The organism is Risungbinella massiliensis (genome assembly GCF_000942395.1).
In the GTDB taxonomy this organism is placed as follows: Bacteria; Bacillota; Bacilli; order Thermoactinomycetales; family Thermoactinomycetaceae; genus Risungbinella; species Risungbinella massiliensis.
In genome coordinates, this window is record NZ_LN812102.1 from 231,626 (window position 1) to 246,882 (window position 15,257).

A 15,257-nucleotide genomic window follows, 5' to 3' on the forward strand; every position below is an offset into this window, starting at 1 on the left:
CATAAACTCAAGTCTTTCTGCTTCCACCTGTTGGGGGATTTTCGGATATTTCTGATAGCAAATACTCCAAAATTTTGGTTCCTGCTACTGACACTCTTGCCGAGGAGATTTCTGAGTTAGTTGGGAATCAAATTCAACTTCTCATCACGGATCGGAACCAATTGATTCAGATCATGGAAAAAAGCGTGTCCAAGGAAGCTGCTCTCAAGCGAATTTTAAACACCTTATCCATGACGAGTTCACAGTGTATTGTTTTTGGAGATGGAACGCAGTCCCAGAGTTAAAAAAATGGGCATCAACAGTGACCGCCTCTCATGACCAAGATGGAGTAGCTTTAACTTAGAAAAAAGGTTCTTAGGAATAGTCTCCTAAATACCATCTTGGGATAAACAAGTATAAGATAAATTATTTATATTTGCCCTGGACGAGTGATAAATGAGGAATTTTATGATAGACGATGTATTTCATCTCATCGAAACCGATCTGCCGATTTCTTATAAACTATTATCGCTCCACCATTTACACCATATGCCTCTGTTATATGAGTCCAACCGTATTTTTCGTAGTATCCTTCTAGATCAGTAGTTAGGTAAAGATTTTGGTATCCTTTTTTACCTATCTCTTGAATAGCGTGTTCGAGAAGTTGAGAACCAATCGCTTTTCCTCTGTGCTCTGGATTAACATATAAGCAGGCAAACCATGGGAACAAGTCCTGACGACTATTAAGATCGTTTCGAATTAAAGCATATGTTCCGATGATTGATTCATTTAATAGAGCAATATAAAACCTTGGTATTTTCTCAGTTGTTTTGCAAGAATGAAACATGCAATCGTGATAAAACTTATAGTTTTGTTCATTTCCCCAATTCTCCCAAAATACCCTAACAGCTTCGTCAAATAAATCTGTTCTTTCGCTCAATTCATGTATCTCTAACATCTTTTCTCCCTCGTCTCCTAAAATCACACTAGACCTCCATCCTTGCTAGATGGAGGTCACTTCTTATCGTTGGTACTTACCCTACTTGCTGATGCTTACGATTGGAACGCATGCTTGCCAGCAAACCAAGCGGTTATTCGATGATTGATCTGCTCTTCTCGTAGATTTGTAAACAGTCTAGCATTTACAACCATATCGTACAGCCGTTCCATTGGCTCGCGGCTGTCTTCTTTCTTCGCTTTCGCGTCGTTCTTAAGTAACTTCCATGTGTTAACAACAAAATCACGTCGGTCGACCTCTTGCTCGCGGAAAAAGAATTCCAAACGCTCTACATGGTCCAGAAAATCGCTCCCAAACCGTTTTTCCACCTCTCCTCGAAGCAGAGCAATTTCCATCTCGTACATTGGACGCTCCATGCCTTTTGTCTTACTAATCCATGGTGTTTCTAGAACAAGCGGCAAATTCCGTATTTTTTCATGATCTACGATATGTTTCATCGCATCAAATCCAATCAGTCCGGCACCTACAGGAGCATGGCGGTCTTTCCCCGCTCCGCGGAAGTTTTTACTGTCATTTAGATGGATAACAGCTAGACGATCTAAACCGATAATCTCATCAAATTGTTTGATTACACCATCAAAATCATGGACAATATCATAACCTGCTTCGTGAACATGGCATGTATCCATACATACTGTAAGTCTGTGATTATCTTCCACTTTCTCCATGATTGCCGCTATTTCCTCAAAACTACGACCCAATTCTGTTCCTTTGCCGGCCATTGTTTCTAGCGCAATATTCACTTTTGTGTCTTTGACTCCACTCAATACCCCATTTAGTCCTTCTGCAATTCTCTCAATGCCGTATTTTGCATCTTTGTCGGTAAAGGATCCTGGATGGAGTACGATGTTTTTCACACCTAGATAGTCAGTCCGCTCAATTTCTTCTTGTAGAAAGCGGACGGCGAAGTCGAACTTGTCATCTTTATAAGTGGCTAGATTCACAATATATGGCGCATGCACGACAATCTCTTTGATACCATGCTTGTCCATCACGGCTTTGCCTTCCTCAACAAATTGATCTTCAATCGGTTTGCGCCGTGTATTTTGTGGTGCCCCTGTATATACCATGAATGTACTTGATCCATATGTAATCGCTTCTTCGGCAGCATTTAGCAGTCCTCTGTTTGAGAACGATACGTGCGATCCTATTTTTAACATTGAATAAAAAACCTCCTTAATAAATTCCCAGTTTGTCTATGTGAAATCAAACAGTCTGATTTCTTCTTTCCTAGATCTAACTCAGAAGCTGTATGTAATTTTATCATGTATGCAGACCGACATCATTAAATGGGAAGAAAAGCATATGAGAACCTTAGGTAATGCATAAAGATATAGGTCCCGGTCCAAGACTCGACTTCTCGATTTCTACCATTGTAGTGTTCTATTTACTTTGCTTCTCTTCCTGTCGTTTTTGGTGACGGGCTACTTTTGTACGATTCCCGCATATCTTCATCGAACACCATTTTCGCCGATCGCTAGTATCCATAAACAATAAAACACAGTCTGGATTGTTACAACGACGAAGGTTTTTCAAATCTCCTGATGCATGTAATTGTAATGCATCGAACGCTACCAGAGAAATAATTGCATCGACTGGATGACCAACAGGGATCGGCACAAGTTTATTAGATATTAGTTTATACGTGAAAGGAGCTCGTTTATTTAGGTTTTCAAGATATGAAAGCCAATCATCACTTACTTGCTCTCCTTCAGCGATTTTCTCAAATCCACTTCGTAAAAACTGACGAAGTACTAACACAGGATACAACCCATCCGCAAGAACAGATTCTATGTCGAACTGACCATTAAATAAATTTCCAGCATTCTGCATTGTGTTGATCCAATCAACTAATTCCCCCTCGGAAATGAGTAAGTTCTGCCGAATGCCTCTTTTCACAACTTCCGTGTTTACGAGATCTAGGGATAAATGTCCAGATACTAGTGGAAAAGGCATTTGTTTCTCTCCTTTCATACTTTAAAAAAACAGCCTACCTTTACTAACCGAATTATACGTTATTGACAGGTTAATTCAATCATCACTATACTAACCATATAAAAGATGAAAAACAGTTAGTTATGAAAGGATTGTTTACTTTTGTCAAAATCTATTAAACCTCCTTTTACTTATGAGACTGCTCTAGCCAAGGTAAAAGCTGCCGAAGAAGCATGGAATACACGAAATCCAGAACTAGTAGCTCAAGCTTATACTCCAGATTCACAATGGAGAAACCGAACTGAATTTTTTGAAGGTAGGGAAGCAATAAAACAATTTTTGACGCGAAAATGGGCAAAAGAACTGGATTATCGTCTAATGAAGGAACTTTGGTGTTACACGGAAAATCGTATATCGGTTCGTTTCGAATACGAGTGGCGAGATGCCGAAACAGGTCAATGGATGAGAACACATGAAAATGAACATTGGGAATTCGATGATGATGGCCTCATGAAACGTCGGGATATGAGTGCAAATGACTATCCAATTCAAGAGTCTGAACGCCGATATCGGTAGAGTAAAAGGAGAATCCTTAGATTTTAAGATTTGCTCCCTTTCATCTACCCCATTTCAATGGGGTAGATGAAAGGGAGCATTGCTCGGTATCCCCCTTGTGGGGATGCTTAGAGCAATTTATTTTTTGCACTTTCCTCCTACTATATGTAATATAATTATCCTTATATTTTACTATATTTACCCTATTTTTGTCATACTATATGTATGAGTAAAAACACTGTAAAACACGCTAGGACTTGCGTGTATAATGTCAACTACCACATGGTATGGTCGGTGAAGTATCGTAGAGCCGTACTGGATCAAGAGATTGAAACGTATCTAAAAGTTATTTTTCAAGAGATTGCGGAGGAGAAAGGGTTTGAAGTAGCTATGATGGAGGTGGGAGAGCAAGACCACGTCCATGTCTTTGCTTCTGCTCATCCTAAAGTAGCTCCATCATACATTGTGAAAATGTTGAAAGGTATTTCCGCTAGGAAGTTATTTCTAAAGTTCCCGAGGCTAAGAAATAAGTTATGGGGTGGTCATCTTTGGAATAGCAGCTTCTACATGGAAACCATTGGCTCTATTTCGGAAGAAACGATTCGTAAGTACATTGAAAAGAAAATCAAATGATGAAGTCGTACAAATTCAAGATAGAACCTAATCGGGTACAAATGGAACGAATCGAAACTACCTTGAATTTGTGTCAACACACTCGACAGGGAAACAAGTCGGTGTTGATCTTGGTGTTAGACATCTTGCTATTACATCTGATGGCGAATTTTTCGAACACCCTAAGTATTTTAGAAAGTCAGAACGCAAACTAAAACGACTTCAGCGCATAGTATCTAAACGTAAGAAAGGTTCCAATCGTCGTAGAAAGGCTGTAGCTTTGCTTGCAAAGCTACATGAGTACATAGCAAATCAAAGAAAAGACATTGCCCATAAAATTAGTAGGTATCTAGTAGATCGCTATGATCTAATTGCCTTTGAAGATCTGAATATCAAAGGAATGGTCTTGAATCACAAATTAGCCAAAAGTATTGTGGATGCTGGATGGAATCAACTTGTACAGTTCACTTCCTACAAAGCAGAATATGCTGGTAAGCAAGTAATACAAGTTGACTCATACAACACGTCTCAGACTTGCTCAAAATGTGGTCAGATCGTAAAAAAAGAACGAAAAGATAGAGTCCATAGTTGCTCTTGCGGTTATACAGAAGATAGAGATGTAAATGCGGCAAGAAACATACTACATAAAGCAGTTGGACATGTTCCAACGCTAAAATGCGGACAGTTAGAACTAAACCTAATATAGGCATGGAACGTGCCTTCGTGGAGAATGCGACGTTGGTCGATTCAATGAATCGTGAACTACATCGCCATTTCAATGGCGATGTAGTTCACGATTATCTCTCCAACAAAACACAAAATGCTTGAGAAACCACATAGGGAACTCTTGTGTTTAAACATGATTCGCAGGTAAGATGTGTTGATATTCACAGTAGAAACAGGCACTATGATAAAATAGAAGTTTACCTATATTGAAAGGTAGGAATAATTTATGCTATTTGACCTTAAACCTAATAAAAATATGGATCAAATTACCGGTCTTTTGCATGCAACTGTATCAGATACATATCTTCGTCTAAAAGACTTAGTCAAGGGCATGACTCAGGGAGAAATAGAATATACAGGGCCAAATAGAGATTTAAATAGTACAGCCCAACTACTTAGACATCTTGCTGTAGTAGATTTACATTGGGTTTATCGCTTTAAGGGAGAACCTATTATGGAAGAGCATAAACAAATATATGGACCTATGTTGGATGAGAATGGACGTATTCCGTTAGTAAAAGGTGTATCATTAGAGCAACTGTTACATGAATATGATCAAGTCCAACAAATGTTTGAGGCTATCTGTATGGAATTAACTGATTCTGATTTGAACCGACGTGTATATTATGAAAATGGCGCAGAAGCTACTACACGTTGGGGTATTTGGCATATAGCGGATCATAGTCGATACCACCAAGCAAATATAAAACAGTTGAAGTTAATGTATACGAAAGAGGCAGAGCAATTGACCTAAAAAACAAAAGAACTACTAGAAAACGAAAAAGAAACCCAGTCTGAAATATTTGGGGGTTCTCTATCATCTCAGAACCAGACAACCTCCCACTTGGGAGGTTGTCTGGTTGTTTAATATTTCTTTTTTGGATATTTCTTTTTTGGAATGGTGAGACTGTTCCAGTCTGACCCACAAAACCATTTAGCCAAAAATACGATTTGTCCAACATGATAGGAGTAATGATACATTTGACGCTCAATAGCTTCCATTACGGTATGAGCCTCTTTTCGAATATAGATCGTTCGGAGTAGGTCATCTTCTGTGATTTGATCGAGAGTTTGAAAGAATGTCCTCCAGCCTAGTTCCCAAAATTCTAGTAGCTTTTCACGATCTGAGATATAGGCAATAAATTCTTGATCACGGTTACGATCAGGCTTTTCACCATCGGAATCAAAGAAATTGGTCCAACGCGAAATCATATTGCCACTCATATGTTGAACAATGACAGCAATACTATTGGATTCTTCATGTATGAGCTGAAATAGCTGTTCAGGATCGATCTGATTCATAGCCTGTTCTGCTGTCTTCTTCATCTCACCAAACCGTTTGCGTACTGTAGTCAGATACGCATGACCTATACTCATACCAGCTCCTCCTTACTTCCTCCGAAATATACTAAAATCGACTCCTGTATGATCTTCAAACGATAACTCATCTTCGTCTCGCAGACCGCGAGGGTTATGTAAGGTATCATCTACTAGTTGGCTATTGCCCTGACTAAGGAAAAAAAGATAGTCATAGGCAGATTGGTATTTTTCCGTCGGCAGCTGAGATATTAGCTCTTCTAATCTACTTTTCGTTACTTTCATCTTGGTCACCTCCACCTTATTTTAGCCTTTCTAGTGGAGAGGTTTAAGCGAAAGTTCCCTGAAAATTAGAATCAGATTTGTAACAGTCCTTCAATAGCAGCTCTCTTGAGGATTTCCTCAACTGTCTCATCAGGAGTTAGTTCCGTGGTATCTAGCCACATACCGATTTTAGGCGTATCGGTCTGCAACGTGTTATTTAACTCTGAAATACTCCATAACCCATACCCAGTTTTTTGGCGAGCCATTTCCCGTTCCGCAATCTTTTGTTCATTTGGAGTTAGTACAACAAGAAAGAGCGGTCGGCTTTTAATAAGAGAGATAAACTCTTCTAGCATAGGTCCAATTATGACGTCTTGTACAACTACATGGAAACCTGCTTCAAAATATGTATCCGCTACAGATGCAGTAAGTTGGTAGCGGATTCTTAGCTGACGCATAGCTTCACTAGATGGATTTGGGAGAAACTCTTTCCTACCTGTTACAACCATTTTTCGAAACGTATCCCCACGTACATGAACCGCTTGATCCAGTCGTTCAGCTAATAATTGAGCAACTGTCGATTTTCCGGAGGCCATAATTCCCGTAATAACAAACATACATTGGTTTTCTCTCATACATCAGGAGGATTATCATCTTTCTTACCCAAATATATCAAACATCTTGCCATAAAAGATTTTGGTATGATCGTTCATGTGGTGTTGCTTCCATTCCATCATTGGCAAATGGATTTCATTCCCGTTCTCGGTCACCATGACGAGTTTCTGTAAATTTACTTTTTTTGGGCGTACAAGACAGATGATCTGTACCTCCTCCCTCCCCTCCGTTCTCTCTATTTCGTTTACTTCATGATAGTTTTGTTGCTTGAGATTTAATGTAAAGGAAGCCAATTCCTGTTTTGTTCCTGCTAATTGCATTCGAATCATCTAATACTCTCCTTTTATTCATTTTTCCAGAATTCATACTATCTATTTACAGTTTAGCAATGTACAATAGTTGCAACAAACTTTGAAAAATTTGTCTTTTCCTGTTATTTCGGTATAAACTTTTCTGAAATTTCCGCTTATAACTCTCCCTTTTTGTGTAAATCATTCTATTTCGATGTGAATTTCAGAAATATGATGGTTTGAAAGCCTGTTTTTCTCAAAAAATTTTTTTAGGAGGATCAGATGAATCGGTGAAAAAAGAGAGAGTCTTTATCTCCCAACAACTTGCTACTGCCATTAAAAAAGCACGGTCTGAAAAAAAGCAGAGCCAGATGGAAATTGCGGCAGAATTAGACGTGTCTCCTTCGATTATCAGTAAGATTGAAAAAGGTTCCTGTCAAGATCGCAAAGAGCGTGTGTTACAACTATGCCAGATACTAGGGATTGATTATGATACCGTCAGCATGGAACACGACTCCGATACAGATCAAGTAGAACTAGATAATAAAATGCAAATCATCGAATTAGAGATGGAGGACAATCCAAAGGAAGCCTTGGAAGAACTGCGAAAATACGAGGAACAATGGAAGTTTGAAAAAGGGAAACATGATCCAATTATCGTCTACGGTGAATACTTACGCGGAAAATATGCGAGTAAAATACAGAGTTGGACAGATGCGCAGGAACACTATGAGCTAGCAATAAGAAAGCTAGAACAATTTCCAGAATTAGAACAAACTAATCTTGCAGCTGCATCTTATTCTGCATTAGGACGAATTATGAATCAACAAAACAATTTTCAGCAAGCGCTTACATATATCGATCAGGGATTTGAAGCATTCTTACCACAAGGAGAGCGATCCTATTTGTACTATCTTTTAACTTTTAATAAAGCAAATGTATTGGAAAAGTTAAATCGCGATCCAGAAGCGCTAAAAATAATTGAGGATATATGGGAGCACAAAGAATATCTTCATTTTGCAGATGAACGACTAAATATGTATCAGATTCGAGTCGAAATCCTAAACAAGCAAGGTAGATATGAGGAAGCGATTCCTCTGGCATTAGAAGGACTCGATCTGGCACGTTTAGATCGTAACAATGATCGCAAATTTGAACTCCTCTCTTCTCTAGGAGAAGCTTATGCCAAAAAAGGAAATCTACCAACAGCAAAGCTTTACTATCAAACGGCGAGTAAACTAGAGAAGAAAATCAGAAAAAAATATCTAGCGATCACAACCTATACACAATTAGGAAAAATTCATCTTCAACAAGGAGAGTTTGATCTAGCTGAAGAAACACTCTTACAAGCTATTCAACTGGGGCGAAATAAAAAAGATGATTATCGGAACTGCAAAGCCCTACTTGCTCTTGGTGAATGTTACTATCTACAGCAACGGATTAAGAAAGCTCTAGAAACTCTAGAACAGGCGTATGAATTATCACAAAAATTATCCCTTGACGAGCTTTCGCACGATGTCTTACTCTTATTAGCAGAAATATCATTTCGTTCCAAATTATCGGGATATGAAAAATACATACATTTGTTACTTCGAGCATTAGTAAAATCCCGCAAAAAAGGAGGATTTGAAGATATGTTTTTGTTTGATAGCGATCCACCTGAAGAGTAACGAAACTCAGAGAGTAGTAATAACCCAGCAACAAATTATTAGTTGCTGGGTTATATTTTTATTCCGCATTGAACCCGTTGACTTAATTCTCTGTTCTTTTTATTAAGTGTTTACCTCTGCTCTTAACTGGTAATGTGTGAGCCTGTTACACGATTGGTTGCTTATACTTTATTGATCACTTTTTTGTTTTTTAAATTATTTGATTGAGTGTTACCTGTGATCCAAAAAAGAGTTCGAATGAATACTAATCATTTAATCCTTTTCCATTAAGAATTTGCTGCATACATTTTTCAACCCTTGACTCTCGAGTTTTAGATTGTTTGGGTTGAGGAAAATAAAAAATGTATGCTTTTTGCCGTCCTGGCGTCAATGCTTCAAAAGCAGTTTTCAAGGCAGGGATTTCATCGAATTTATTTTGAAGTTCTTCAGGAATTATTAGTTCTGTATTCTTTTTAAAATCCACTTCCAAACCGGCTTTTTCAACTTCAATGGCTTCATAAATATAGGCCTTCAAGATGGTTTCCATTTCAACTATTTCTTGAACATTGGTGAACCGTACCTGGCGCGCCGCCTGTACATTCTCCGTTTGTTGGATTAGAATTCCATGGGCATCCTATAACAAGGCACCTTTGTGAAACAGAAGCGCACAATATTCTTTAAATCCGTGAATTAAAACTATGTTTTTTTCTCAAATGTGTAACAAAGATGCATCTACTTAAATTCTTCGGTCAACTTACAGTCAAGAACGATCTTTCGTAACTTCTCATATTCTTCCTTCCACTTTGTAGCTTTACTTAAAAATTCATCAACCTTAGGATTCATTCTACTATTTGTCATGCAGGAACACTCCTCTTCGATTTTTCAGCTCACAGTCAAGAATAGTCATTCTCAATCTTTCCACAATGATCGCAATTCACTCAAAATTACGATAAAACCCCTCAAAGGTTTTTAATCTATCCGAATTAAAGTGCTCCATTTAGCATTGAGGAAGGAGATAGTTAGTACCGAATGGATTATTGTTCCAACACCTTTTCAAGCTCGCCGCACCATTTACTCCAGCCATACTTAGCTCCATTTAGTGCTTGAGCATTTGAGATTCCGGTTTGTTCGAGATGAAGGTTAACCTTTCCATCCCCTAAATCTTGCAGCGTCCAGGTGACCGTGTGCTTCTCCCCTCCACTGGCCCAAGTATAGGACAACCGGTTTGGTGCGTCTACGATAAGCACTTCGCCGTCAACAATTCCATCCCAATATTCGGTCGGCTGAGTGCGAAACTGAAAACAATGTCCTACGACGGGCTTAAAATCATTTTCCATCGCCTCACCAGTGTGGATGTTGATCATCCACTTGGCAAGCTTGCTTGAATCGGTTAAGGCGGACCAAAGCTTCTCAATCGATGTCGTATACTGAAAATCCAAGGATAATGTTAAACTCATTCTTCTTCCTCCTCTAATAATTGGTTCAAGCGCAACATATTCGTACTCCAGAACTTACTGTAGAAAGCCAGCCAATCTTGAATTTCTCTGAGCGGAGAGGCGTTTAGCCTAAATCGCGTTTCTCTGCCGACTTTTCGGTCAAGTACCAGTCCGGCCTCTTTAAGGATTGTTAAATGCTTGGATACCGCTGTACGGCCCATTTGAAACTGTGCCGTTAATTCATGAAGTGGCATCTCCTCTGCCTCTGCTAACAGACGAATCAGTCGGCGTCTGGTTGGATCTGCAATCGCATCAAACACATCCCGTAACTGGTTGTTCTCACTCACAGCACTCCCTCCAAAATATTATTTTCTGTAGTAGAAATCCATTGGTGGTATGAAGGGACAGCCTTTAATTTCATCAACCTCCCTAAAGTTTGCGGCTCATCGGACGTAGCGCCCACGAGGCGATATTTAGTGCAGCATATGAAAGCGGAAGGATAATATAAAACCCGTAAGTACCATAATCGTTAGCAAACGTATGAGATAAAGCCGCACCAGTCATTAAAAAGAAGATACCAGTGTGAACCCATTCTTTAAGCCGAGGAAAACCTGGCATGACGAGAGCGATGGCTCCAAGCACTTTCCAAATCCCGAGAATGGTCAAGACATATAATGGGTAACCAAGATTCGTCACTAACTCGAGGTTTCCTCCATATTTCATCAGTTGCCCGATACCACTTAACATAACAGCTGCTGCGAGTAGTAATGTGACTGACCAATAAGCAATCATTTTTCCTCGAGGATGGGTTTCTACTTTCACGGTTGTTTCCGCACCGATAATCTTACTCATTTGTTTCCCACCTCATAATTGTTTGAAGTGAAACTTATTCAGATTCCAAACTTTCCATATGACTAACTCCTATTCGGACACCAAATGGTGTCGTTTTGATAATACGACACCATTTGGTGTCCTGTCAATAACATCTTTTAGTACCGAATGAAAACCGAAGTCAGTATATTGTCCCCTTGCTACATGCTGAAAAGCCTCGGCGTTAATGTCGAAGCTTTACGATTGTGACTCGGTTTTATTGGGAGTCAGGACTGGTTTATGAATTATTTTAGATTTATGATTAATGGATCTTAGTGATCTTGATTGGACGATTGGATTTAGTTAAAGTTTGTTTTACAGACTAGTTTGGTATTTATCATTGAATATATGCTTGATTTATAATGCTTAGACAAGAATATATCCATTCCATAGCTTACCTGTTCTTGAGATACATTGATCCATTTACCAGAACGTCATGCAATCTCTCAGCAAACACTTTATGATGAATCGTATTGTATCCCCCATGATGACTGGGAAACTCCACGATCTCTGTTCCTAGTTGTTCCGCTAATGCCACTGTACAACGAAAAGGAAATAATCCCCGTGAATCACTGCCACCAGTTGGAATTACCCGCATCGCTGAGGATTTCAGCACAGTCTTCAATGCGTCGATATCAAATGAAAGGCTACGTATCCCAGGAACTTCATACGTGATGAAATATGTTAGATTACCAACGATTCGCTCCATTTGTTCAACATTCGATTGATTACTAGAGTCTATACCTAGATTGGACGACAACTTCATGACAGCGGAAAAAACACCCTCACGACAAAGATTTTCTTGAAAGTCCTGCAACTCGCGGTGAATATTTTCTTGTAGGTCCTCCAAACTTTTCCTTGCCTGTATCTGGTCATTACCGAATAAAAGTTGTAATAAGACAGGTTCATGCGGGATTAGTATTCGTACTTGCTCAGGATGCATTATAGATAAATCAAGTCCAATGCATGCACCAGAGCTGCTACCGAATATATACGCTGGTTCATCGGTTAGATTTGCCAATAAGCGGTGAGCGTCATCACTGTGTGTCTCTAATCGGTATTCCTCCGTCCGATCAACGAGACTACTACGCGAATGACCTCGACGGTCGTAGGTAACAACTGTGTACCAGTTAGCAAGATGGTTGGCGACTCGAAGAAACTTGTCAGCGTCACCACCTCCGCCATGAATCATCAAAAGGACAGGGCCTGCTCCACGCACCTCGTAGTAGAGACTTGCTCCAGGCACTAGCAACATTCCGTTTTCTACCATGCTCATTTTAACTTTCTCCTTTGCTTTTATCTATCAAAAAAGCCATTAATCCCAATCGTGGTTGTTCTCATAAATTTCTAGCCTCCCTTTACTGTATGTGATTTACGAATTATAAAATATGCTGCAAATAACTCAGAAACAAACTCGCCATAAAAAAGCACTGATTGAAAATAATCAGTGCTTTTCCCATTATTTCGAGTAAACAATTTTTTTGATCGTTTCGATGGAAAGATAATACTCGTTTGCTAATTGATCTATAGTCTTGCCATTTTTAAATGCATTTTTAATTGTTGTATTTCGATCATGAATCCACTTTCTTGTTCCAGAACATGTACCCCAATTTTTATGGGAGTTTTTCGGTTTCGGAATATATATTGTTTCTCCTTGAACATATTTTTGAATTTCTGATATTAGCTTTTCAGGTAAAATAGCAGTTGCTTTTCGATATGCCATTTTCTCCAGCTCCTTATTCTTTTATAGCAATAAGGTGCAAAGCCGCTATATCAGAAAAGCTTACTTTAGCGATTTTTATAGAGTCCACCCCATGCAAAGTATCGCCTTCCCAATAATAGGCTTTGCATGAGTCGCTCCGATATCTAGCATTTTAATCTTACTTGCCATGTCCATCACCTCCCAAAATCAATTTTTAATCATTCGATAATACTCCGCTTTCTATTATAAAATATATAAAATTCATATAAACAAAGGGTTGTCTCCAAAATATTGAGATGAGGTATTATACGAACCTATCTTAATTCTAATATAAACTCCTCCACTTCCCCACCACGTGCATAGGAATTGCTCTGATCCTCGCCAAAAATACTGAACCCACACTTTTCTAATACTCGAATAGAACCAATGTTATCTTTAGCTACGCGAGCATACAGAGGGCGTACCTTTATCTGATTCAGAAATACTGTTAGTGCTTTTGTAGCTATTCCCCTTCCCCCATATTGCTTTCCAATCCAGTAGGCGATACTTGGTTTGCCAAACTGTTTAAAATGCACGATATTGCCAGCCACATGCCCATTAAAAAGTATCGTCTTTTTGATGATGGCTTGATTACGTAAAATCTTGCTCCAAAACGTCATAAAAGCTTCCTGATCTGTTGGATCCTTGGCTGCGAAGGCGGCCATATAATTGGCAGTTGGATCTAGCTGATGCTCAAAAATATTGGGAGATCGGCTTCTGTTACATCTCGAAGTTGGAAATGGATTGTCATATGAACACGCTCCTACAATAAGATCTATTACTGTATTCCTGATCTGCTTATGCAAATCACTACAACCAGCGAGGATCTTCTATTGACTAAACGTTTATTCAATAATAAACTGTAATTGTAAGATAATTCTATAAATATAGGAAGGGAAGCGAAAATGGATTTGTACATGAGATTCATGGTAACGGAAAGCCTGTCGTACTCCTTCATAGTGGTGGTGCTGATTTGCGGGATTGGATGTTTGTAGCACCACTTTTAGCAAAACATTACAAAGTAGTCACTTTTGATGGACGAGGAGCCGGAAAATCACCCGATCCAGTAGGAGATGTTAATTGTGTGGAAGATTTGAAAAGGCTCCTCGTCCAACTGAACATTCATAGGACCACATTGATCGGACATTCCATGGGGGGACAGATTGCAACAGACTTTTCATTGGAATATCCTGAATACGTATCAGAATTGATTTTAATAGCACCAGCATTGTCTGGGTTTCACTATTCATCGGAGTTTGTAAAATACATGAATAAGGTAAGTTCAGCCGCACCTGACATAGACAAAATGATTGAGATTTCACAAAGCGCCCCGTCGTATCGTGTTGTCCAGACTAGTCCTCACAAGAAACTAACTGAGCAAATGCTTAGGCATCATATCGAACGGACATTTCATTGGCCGGATTTTGAATTGATTTGGCCCAAACCTCCTGCAGCCGAAAGATTGGGAGAGTTGACTGCTAAAACATTATTGATGGTTGGTACGGAGGAATTACCCGATAACATTCGTGTCGCTGACTACTTTCAAAAGCACTCAGACGCTCACATCGTAGAAATCCTTGGTGCGGATCATATGGTCACGTTAACTCATCCAAAAGATTTATATCGCAATATTGTGAATTTTATAGAGGGATGAGCCATGCCAAGAACACCACAAGAAAACGAGCGCATTCGTCAGTTAGCCAAAGAGAATATTCGCAACGCTGCCTTGGAATTGTTCATTAGGAAGGGGTATCATGCGACTTCTATAAGTGACATTGCCAAACAAGCTGGTATATCGAAAGGCCTGCTTTACAATTATTTTAAAGGAAAAGAAGAACTTCTGGCGACAATGGTGAAAGCAAGAGTGGGAGAAATGATTAAAGTCATGAATCATGCAAAGGCTATTGAGACTCCGGCGGAGCAACTCAAACACATCATAGAAGGCGCTATAAATAATGTCTACCATAACCCAGAAGTATTCCGTTTCTATCTTCACCTGCAAACACAACCTGAAGCAGATCATAAGTTGATAAAATACAGTCGTTATATTATTGAAGAGAACACCAGACAGTTTGAATTTCAATGCGATATTTTTGAAAAACTAGGAACAAAAGAGCCGAGAAAACGATCGTTATACTTCTCCTCTACCCTTCAAGGAATTATGCTGATGATTTCGACTTATCCTCAGCAGTTTCCCGTTGAAGAGATAAAGGATCAGATCATCCAGGAATTTTGCAATTGATCATACAA

The 15,257-nt window shown here is 39.1% G+C and carries 20 protein-coding genes and 2 pseudogenes; 8 read left to right on the plus strand and 14 right to left on the minus strand.

The features are described from left to right. The first annotated feature begins 74 nt into the window (after positions 1-74). A complete protein-coding gene (locus VJ09_RS19085; protein WP_044639953.1) occupies positions 75-284 on the plus strand; it encodes an HAD hydrolase family protein in 210 nt (69 codons plus the stop codon). Between the two features lie 185 nt (positions 285-469). Here VJ09_RS19085 and VJ09_RS01550 read toward each other — a convergent pair whose 3' ends face one another. The 3 genes from VJ09_RS01550 to VJ09_RS01560 all read right to left on the minus strand — a co-directional run bounded on the left by VJ09_RS01550 (position 470) and on the right by VJ09_RS01560 (position 2,953). Beyond that, positions 470-964, minus strand: a complete 495-nt coding sequence (locus VJ09_RS01550; protein WP_407689961.1) for a GNAT family N-acetyltransferase — start codon at positions 962-964, stop codon at positions 470-472. Positions 965-1,032: 68 nt separating this feature from the next. Continuing rightward, positions 1,033-2,157 (minus strand): deoxyribonuclease IV, encoded by a 1,125-nt coding sequence (locus VJ09_RS01555; protein ID WP_044639954.1) that lies wholly within the window; start codon positions 2,155-2,157, stop codon positions 1,033-1,035. 223 nt (positions 2,158-2,380) lie between these two features. After that, entirely contained in the window at positions 2,381-2,953 is a 573-nt protein-coding gene (locus VJ09_RS01560; RefSeq protein ID WP_407689962.1) for a CGNR zinc finger domain-containing protein, read from the minus strand. Positions 2,954-3,094: 141 nt separating this feature from the next. On the opposite strand from VJ09_RS01560, the gene VJ09_RS01565 reads away from it, so the two are divergent. The 4 genes from VJ09_RS01565 (at position 3,095) to VJ09_RS01580 (ending at position 5,579) form a co-directional block, all read left to right on the plus strand. Next, on the plus strand, positions 3,095-3,508 hold the full coding sequence (locus tag VJ09_RS01565; RefSeq protein ID WP_044639956.1) for a nuclear transport factor 2 family protein: 414 nt from the start codon (positions 3,095-3,097) through the stop codon (positions 3,506-3,508). A gap of 204 nt (positions 3,509-3,712) precedes the next feature. Further along, complete coding sequence (gene tnpA / locus VJ09_RS01570; protein WP_082050352.1) at positions 3,713-4,120, plus strand: IS200/IS605 family transposase; 408 nt, start codon at positions 3,713-3,715, stop codon at positions 4,118-4,120. A 70-nt stretch (positions 4,121-4,190) separates the two neighbouring features. Next, positions 4,191-4,805: an RNA-guided endonuclease InsQ/TnpB family protein gene (locus VJ09_RS01575; protein ID WP_052807162.1), complete on the plus strand. Its 615-nt coding sequence runs from the start codon at positions 4,191-4,193 to the stop codon at positions 4,803-4,805. 246 nt (positions 4,806-5,051) lie between these two features. Next, on the plus strand, positions 5,052-5,579 hold the full coding sequence (locus VJ09_RS01580; RefSeq protein ID WP_044639958.1) for a DinB family protein: 528 nt from the start codon (positions 5,052-5,054) through the stop codon (positions 5,577-5,579). Positions 5,580-5,689: 110 nt separating this feature from the next. Here VJ09_RS01580 and VJ09_RS01585 read toward each other — a convergent pair whose 3' ends face one another. The 4 genes from VJ09_RS01585 to VJ09_RS01600 form a co-directional block, all read right to left on the minus strand. Further along, positions 5,690-6,202 carry a DinB family protein gene (locus VJ09_RS01585; protein ID WP_044639959.1) on the minus strand — a complete coding sequence of 171 codons (513 nt, stop codon included), beginning with the start codon at positions 6,200-6,202 and terminating at the stop codon, positions 5,690-5,692. A gap of 12 nt (positions 6,203-6,214) precedes the next feature. Then, positions 6,215-6,427 (minus strand): hypothetical protein, encoded by a 213-nt coding sequence (locus tag VJ09_RS01590; RefSeq protein ID WP_044639960.1) that lies wholly within the window; start codon positions 6,425-6,427, stop codon positions 6,215-6,217. Between the two features lie 71 nt (positions 6,428-6,498). Beyond that, positions 6,499-7,023 (minus strand): AAA family ATPase, encoded by a 525-nt coding sequence (locus VJ09_RS01595; RefSeq protein WP_230199070.1) that lies wholly within the window; start codon positions 7,021-7,023, stop codon positions 6,499-6,501. A gap of 42 nt (positions 7,024-7,065) precedes the next feature. After that, positions 7,066-7,350 (minus strand): hypothetical protein, encoded by a 285-nt coding sequence (locus VJ09_RS01600; RefSeq protein WP_044639962.1) that lies wholly within the window; start codon positions 7,348-7,350, stop codon positions 7,066-7,068. A gap of 251 nt (positions 7,351-7,601) precedes the next feature. On the opposite strand from VJ09_RS01600, the gene VJ09_RS01605 reads away from it, so the two are divergent. After that, entirely contained in the window at positions 7,602-8,981 is a 1,380-nt protein-coding gene (locus VJ09_RS01605; protein WP_044639963.1) for a helix-turn-helix domain-containing protein, read from the plus strand. Positions 8,982-9,225: 244 nt separating this feature from the next. On the opposite strand, the pseudogene VJ09_RS01610 reads toward VJ09_RS01605, so the two are convergent. The 7 genes and pseudogenes from VJ09_RS01610 to VJ09_RS01640 form a co-directional block, all read right to left on the minus strand. Next, positions 9,226-9,818, minus strand: a pseudogene (locus VJ09_RS01610) (YdeI/OmpD-associated family protein). Between the two features lie 176 nt (positions 9,819-9,994). Further along, the gene (locus VJ09_RS01615; RefSeq protein WP_044639964.1) at positions 9,995-10,417 is read right to left on the minus strand and encodes an SRPBCC family protein; all 423 of its coding nucleotides are present in this window, start codon (positions 10,415-10,417) and stop codon (positions 9,995-9,997) included. Continuing rightward, entirely contained in the window at positions 10,414-10,743 is a 330-nt protein-coding gene (locus VJ09_RS01620; RefSeq protein ID WP_044639965.1) for an ArsR/SmtB family transcription factor, read from the minus strand. The genes VJ09_RS01615 and VJ09_RS01620 overlap by 4 nt, the downstream gene beginning before the upstream one ends. Before the next feature lie 82 nt (positions 10,744-10,825). After that, the gene (locus tag VJ09_RS01625) at positions 10,826-11,248 is read right to left on the minus strand and encodes a DoxX family protein (RefSeq protein ID WP_044639966.1); all 423 of its coding nucleotides are present in this window, start codon (positions 11,246-11,248) and stop codon (positions 10,826-10,828) included. A gap of 412 nt (positions 11,249-11,660) precedes the next feature. Then, on the minus strand, positions 11,661-12,542 hold the full coding sequence (locus VJ09_RS01630; RefSeq protein WP_044639967.1) for an alpha/beta hydrolase: 882 nt from the start codon (positions 12,540-12,542) through the stop codon (positions 11,661-11,663). 183 nt (positions 12,543-12,725) lie between these two features. Further along, a complete protein-coding gene (locus VJ09_RS01635) occupies positions 12,726-12,989 on the minus strand; it encodes a CD3324 family protein (RefSeq protein WP_044639968.1) in 264 nt (87 codons plus the stop codon). 293 nt (positions 12,990-13,282) lie between these two features. Further along, positions 13,283-13,758: pseudogene (locus VJ09_RS01640) on the minus strand (GNAT family N-acetyltransferase). Between the two features lie 222 nt (positions 13,759-13,980). Here VJ09_RS01640 and VJ09_RS01645 point away from each other — a divergent pair. After that, complete coding sequence (locus VJ09_RS01645) at positions 13,981-14,661, plus strand: alpha/beta fold hydrolase (protein WP_230199071.1); 681 nt, start codon at positions 13,981-13,983, stop codon at positions 14,659-14,661. A gap of 3 nt (positions 14,662-14,664) precedes the next feature. After that, entirely contained in the window at positions 14,665-15,249 is a 585-nt protein-coding gene (locus VJ09_RS01650) for a TetR/AcrR family transcriptional regulator (RefSeq protein WP_044639970.1), read from the plus strand. Positions 15,250-15,257: the final 8 nt, after the last annotated feature.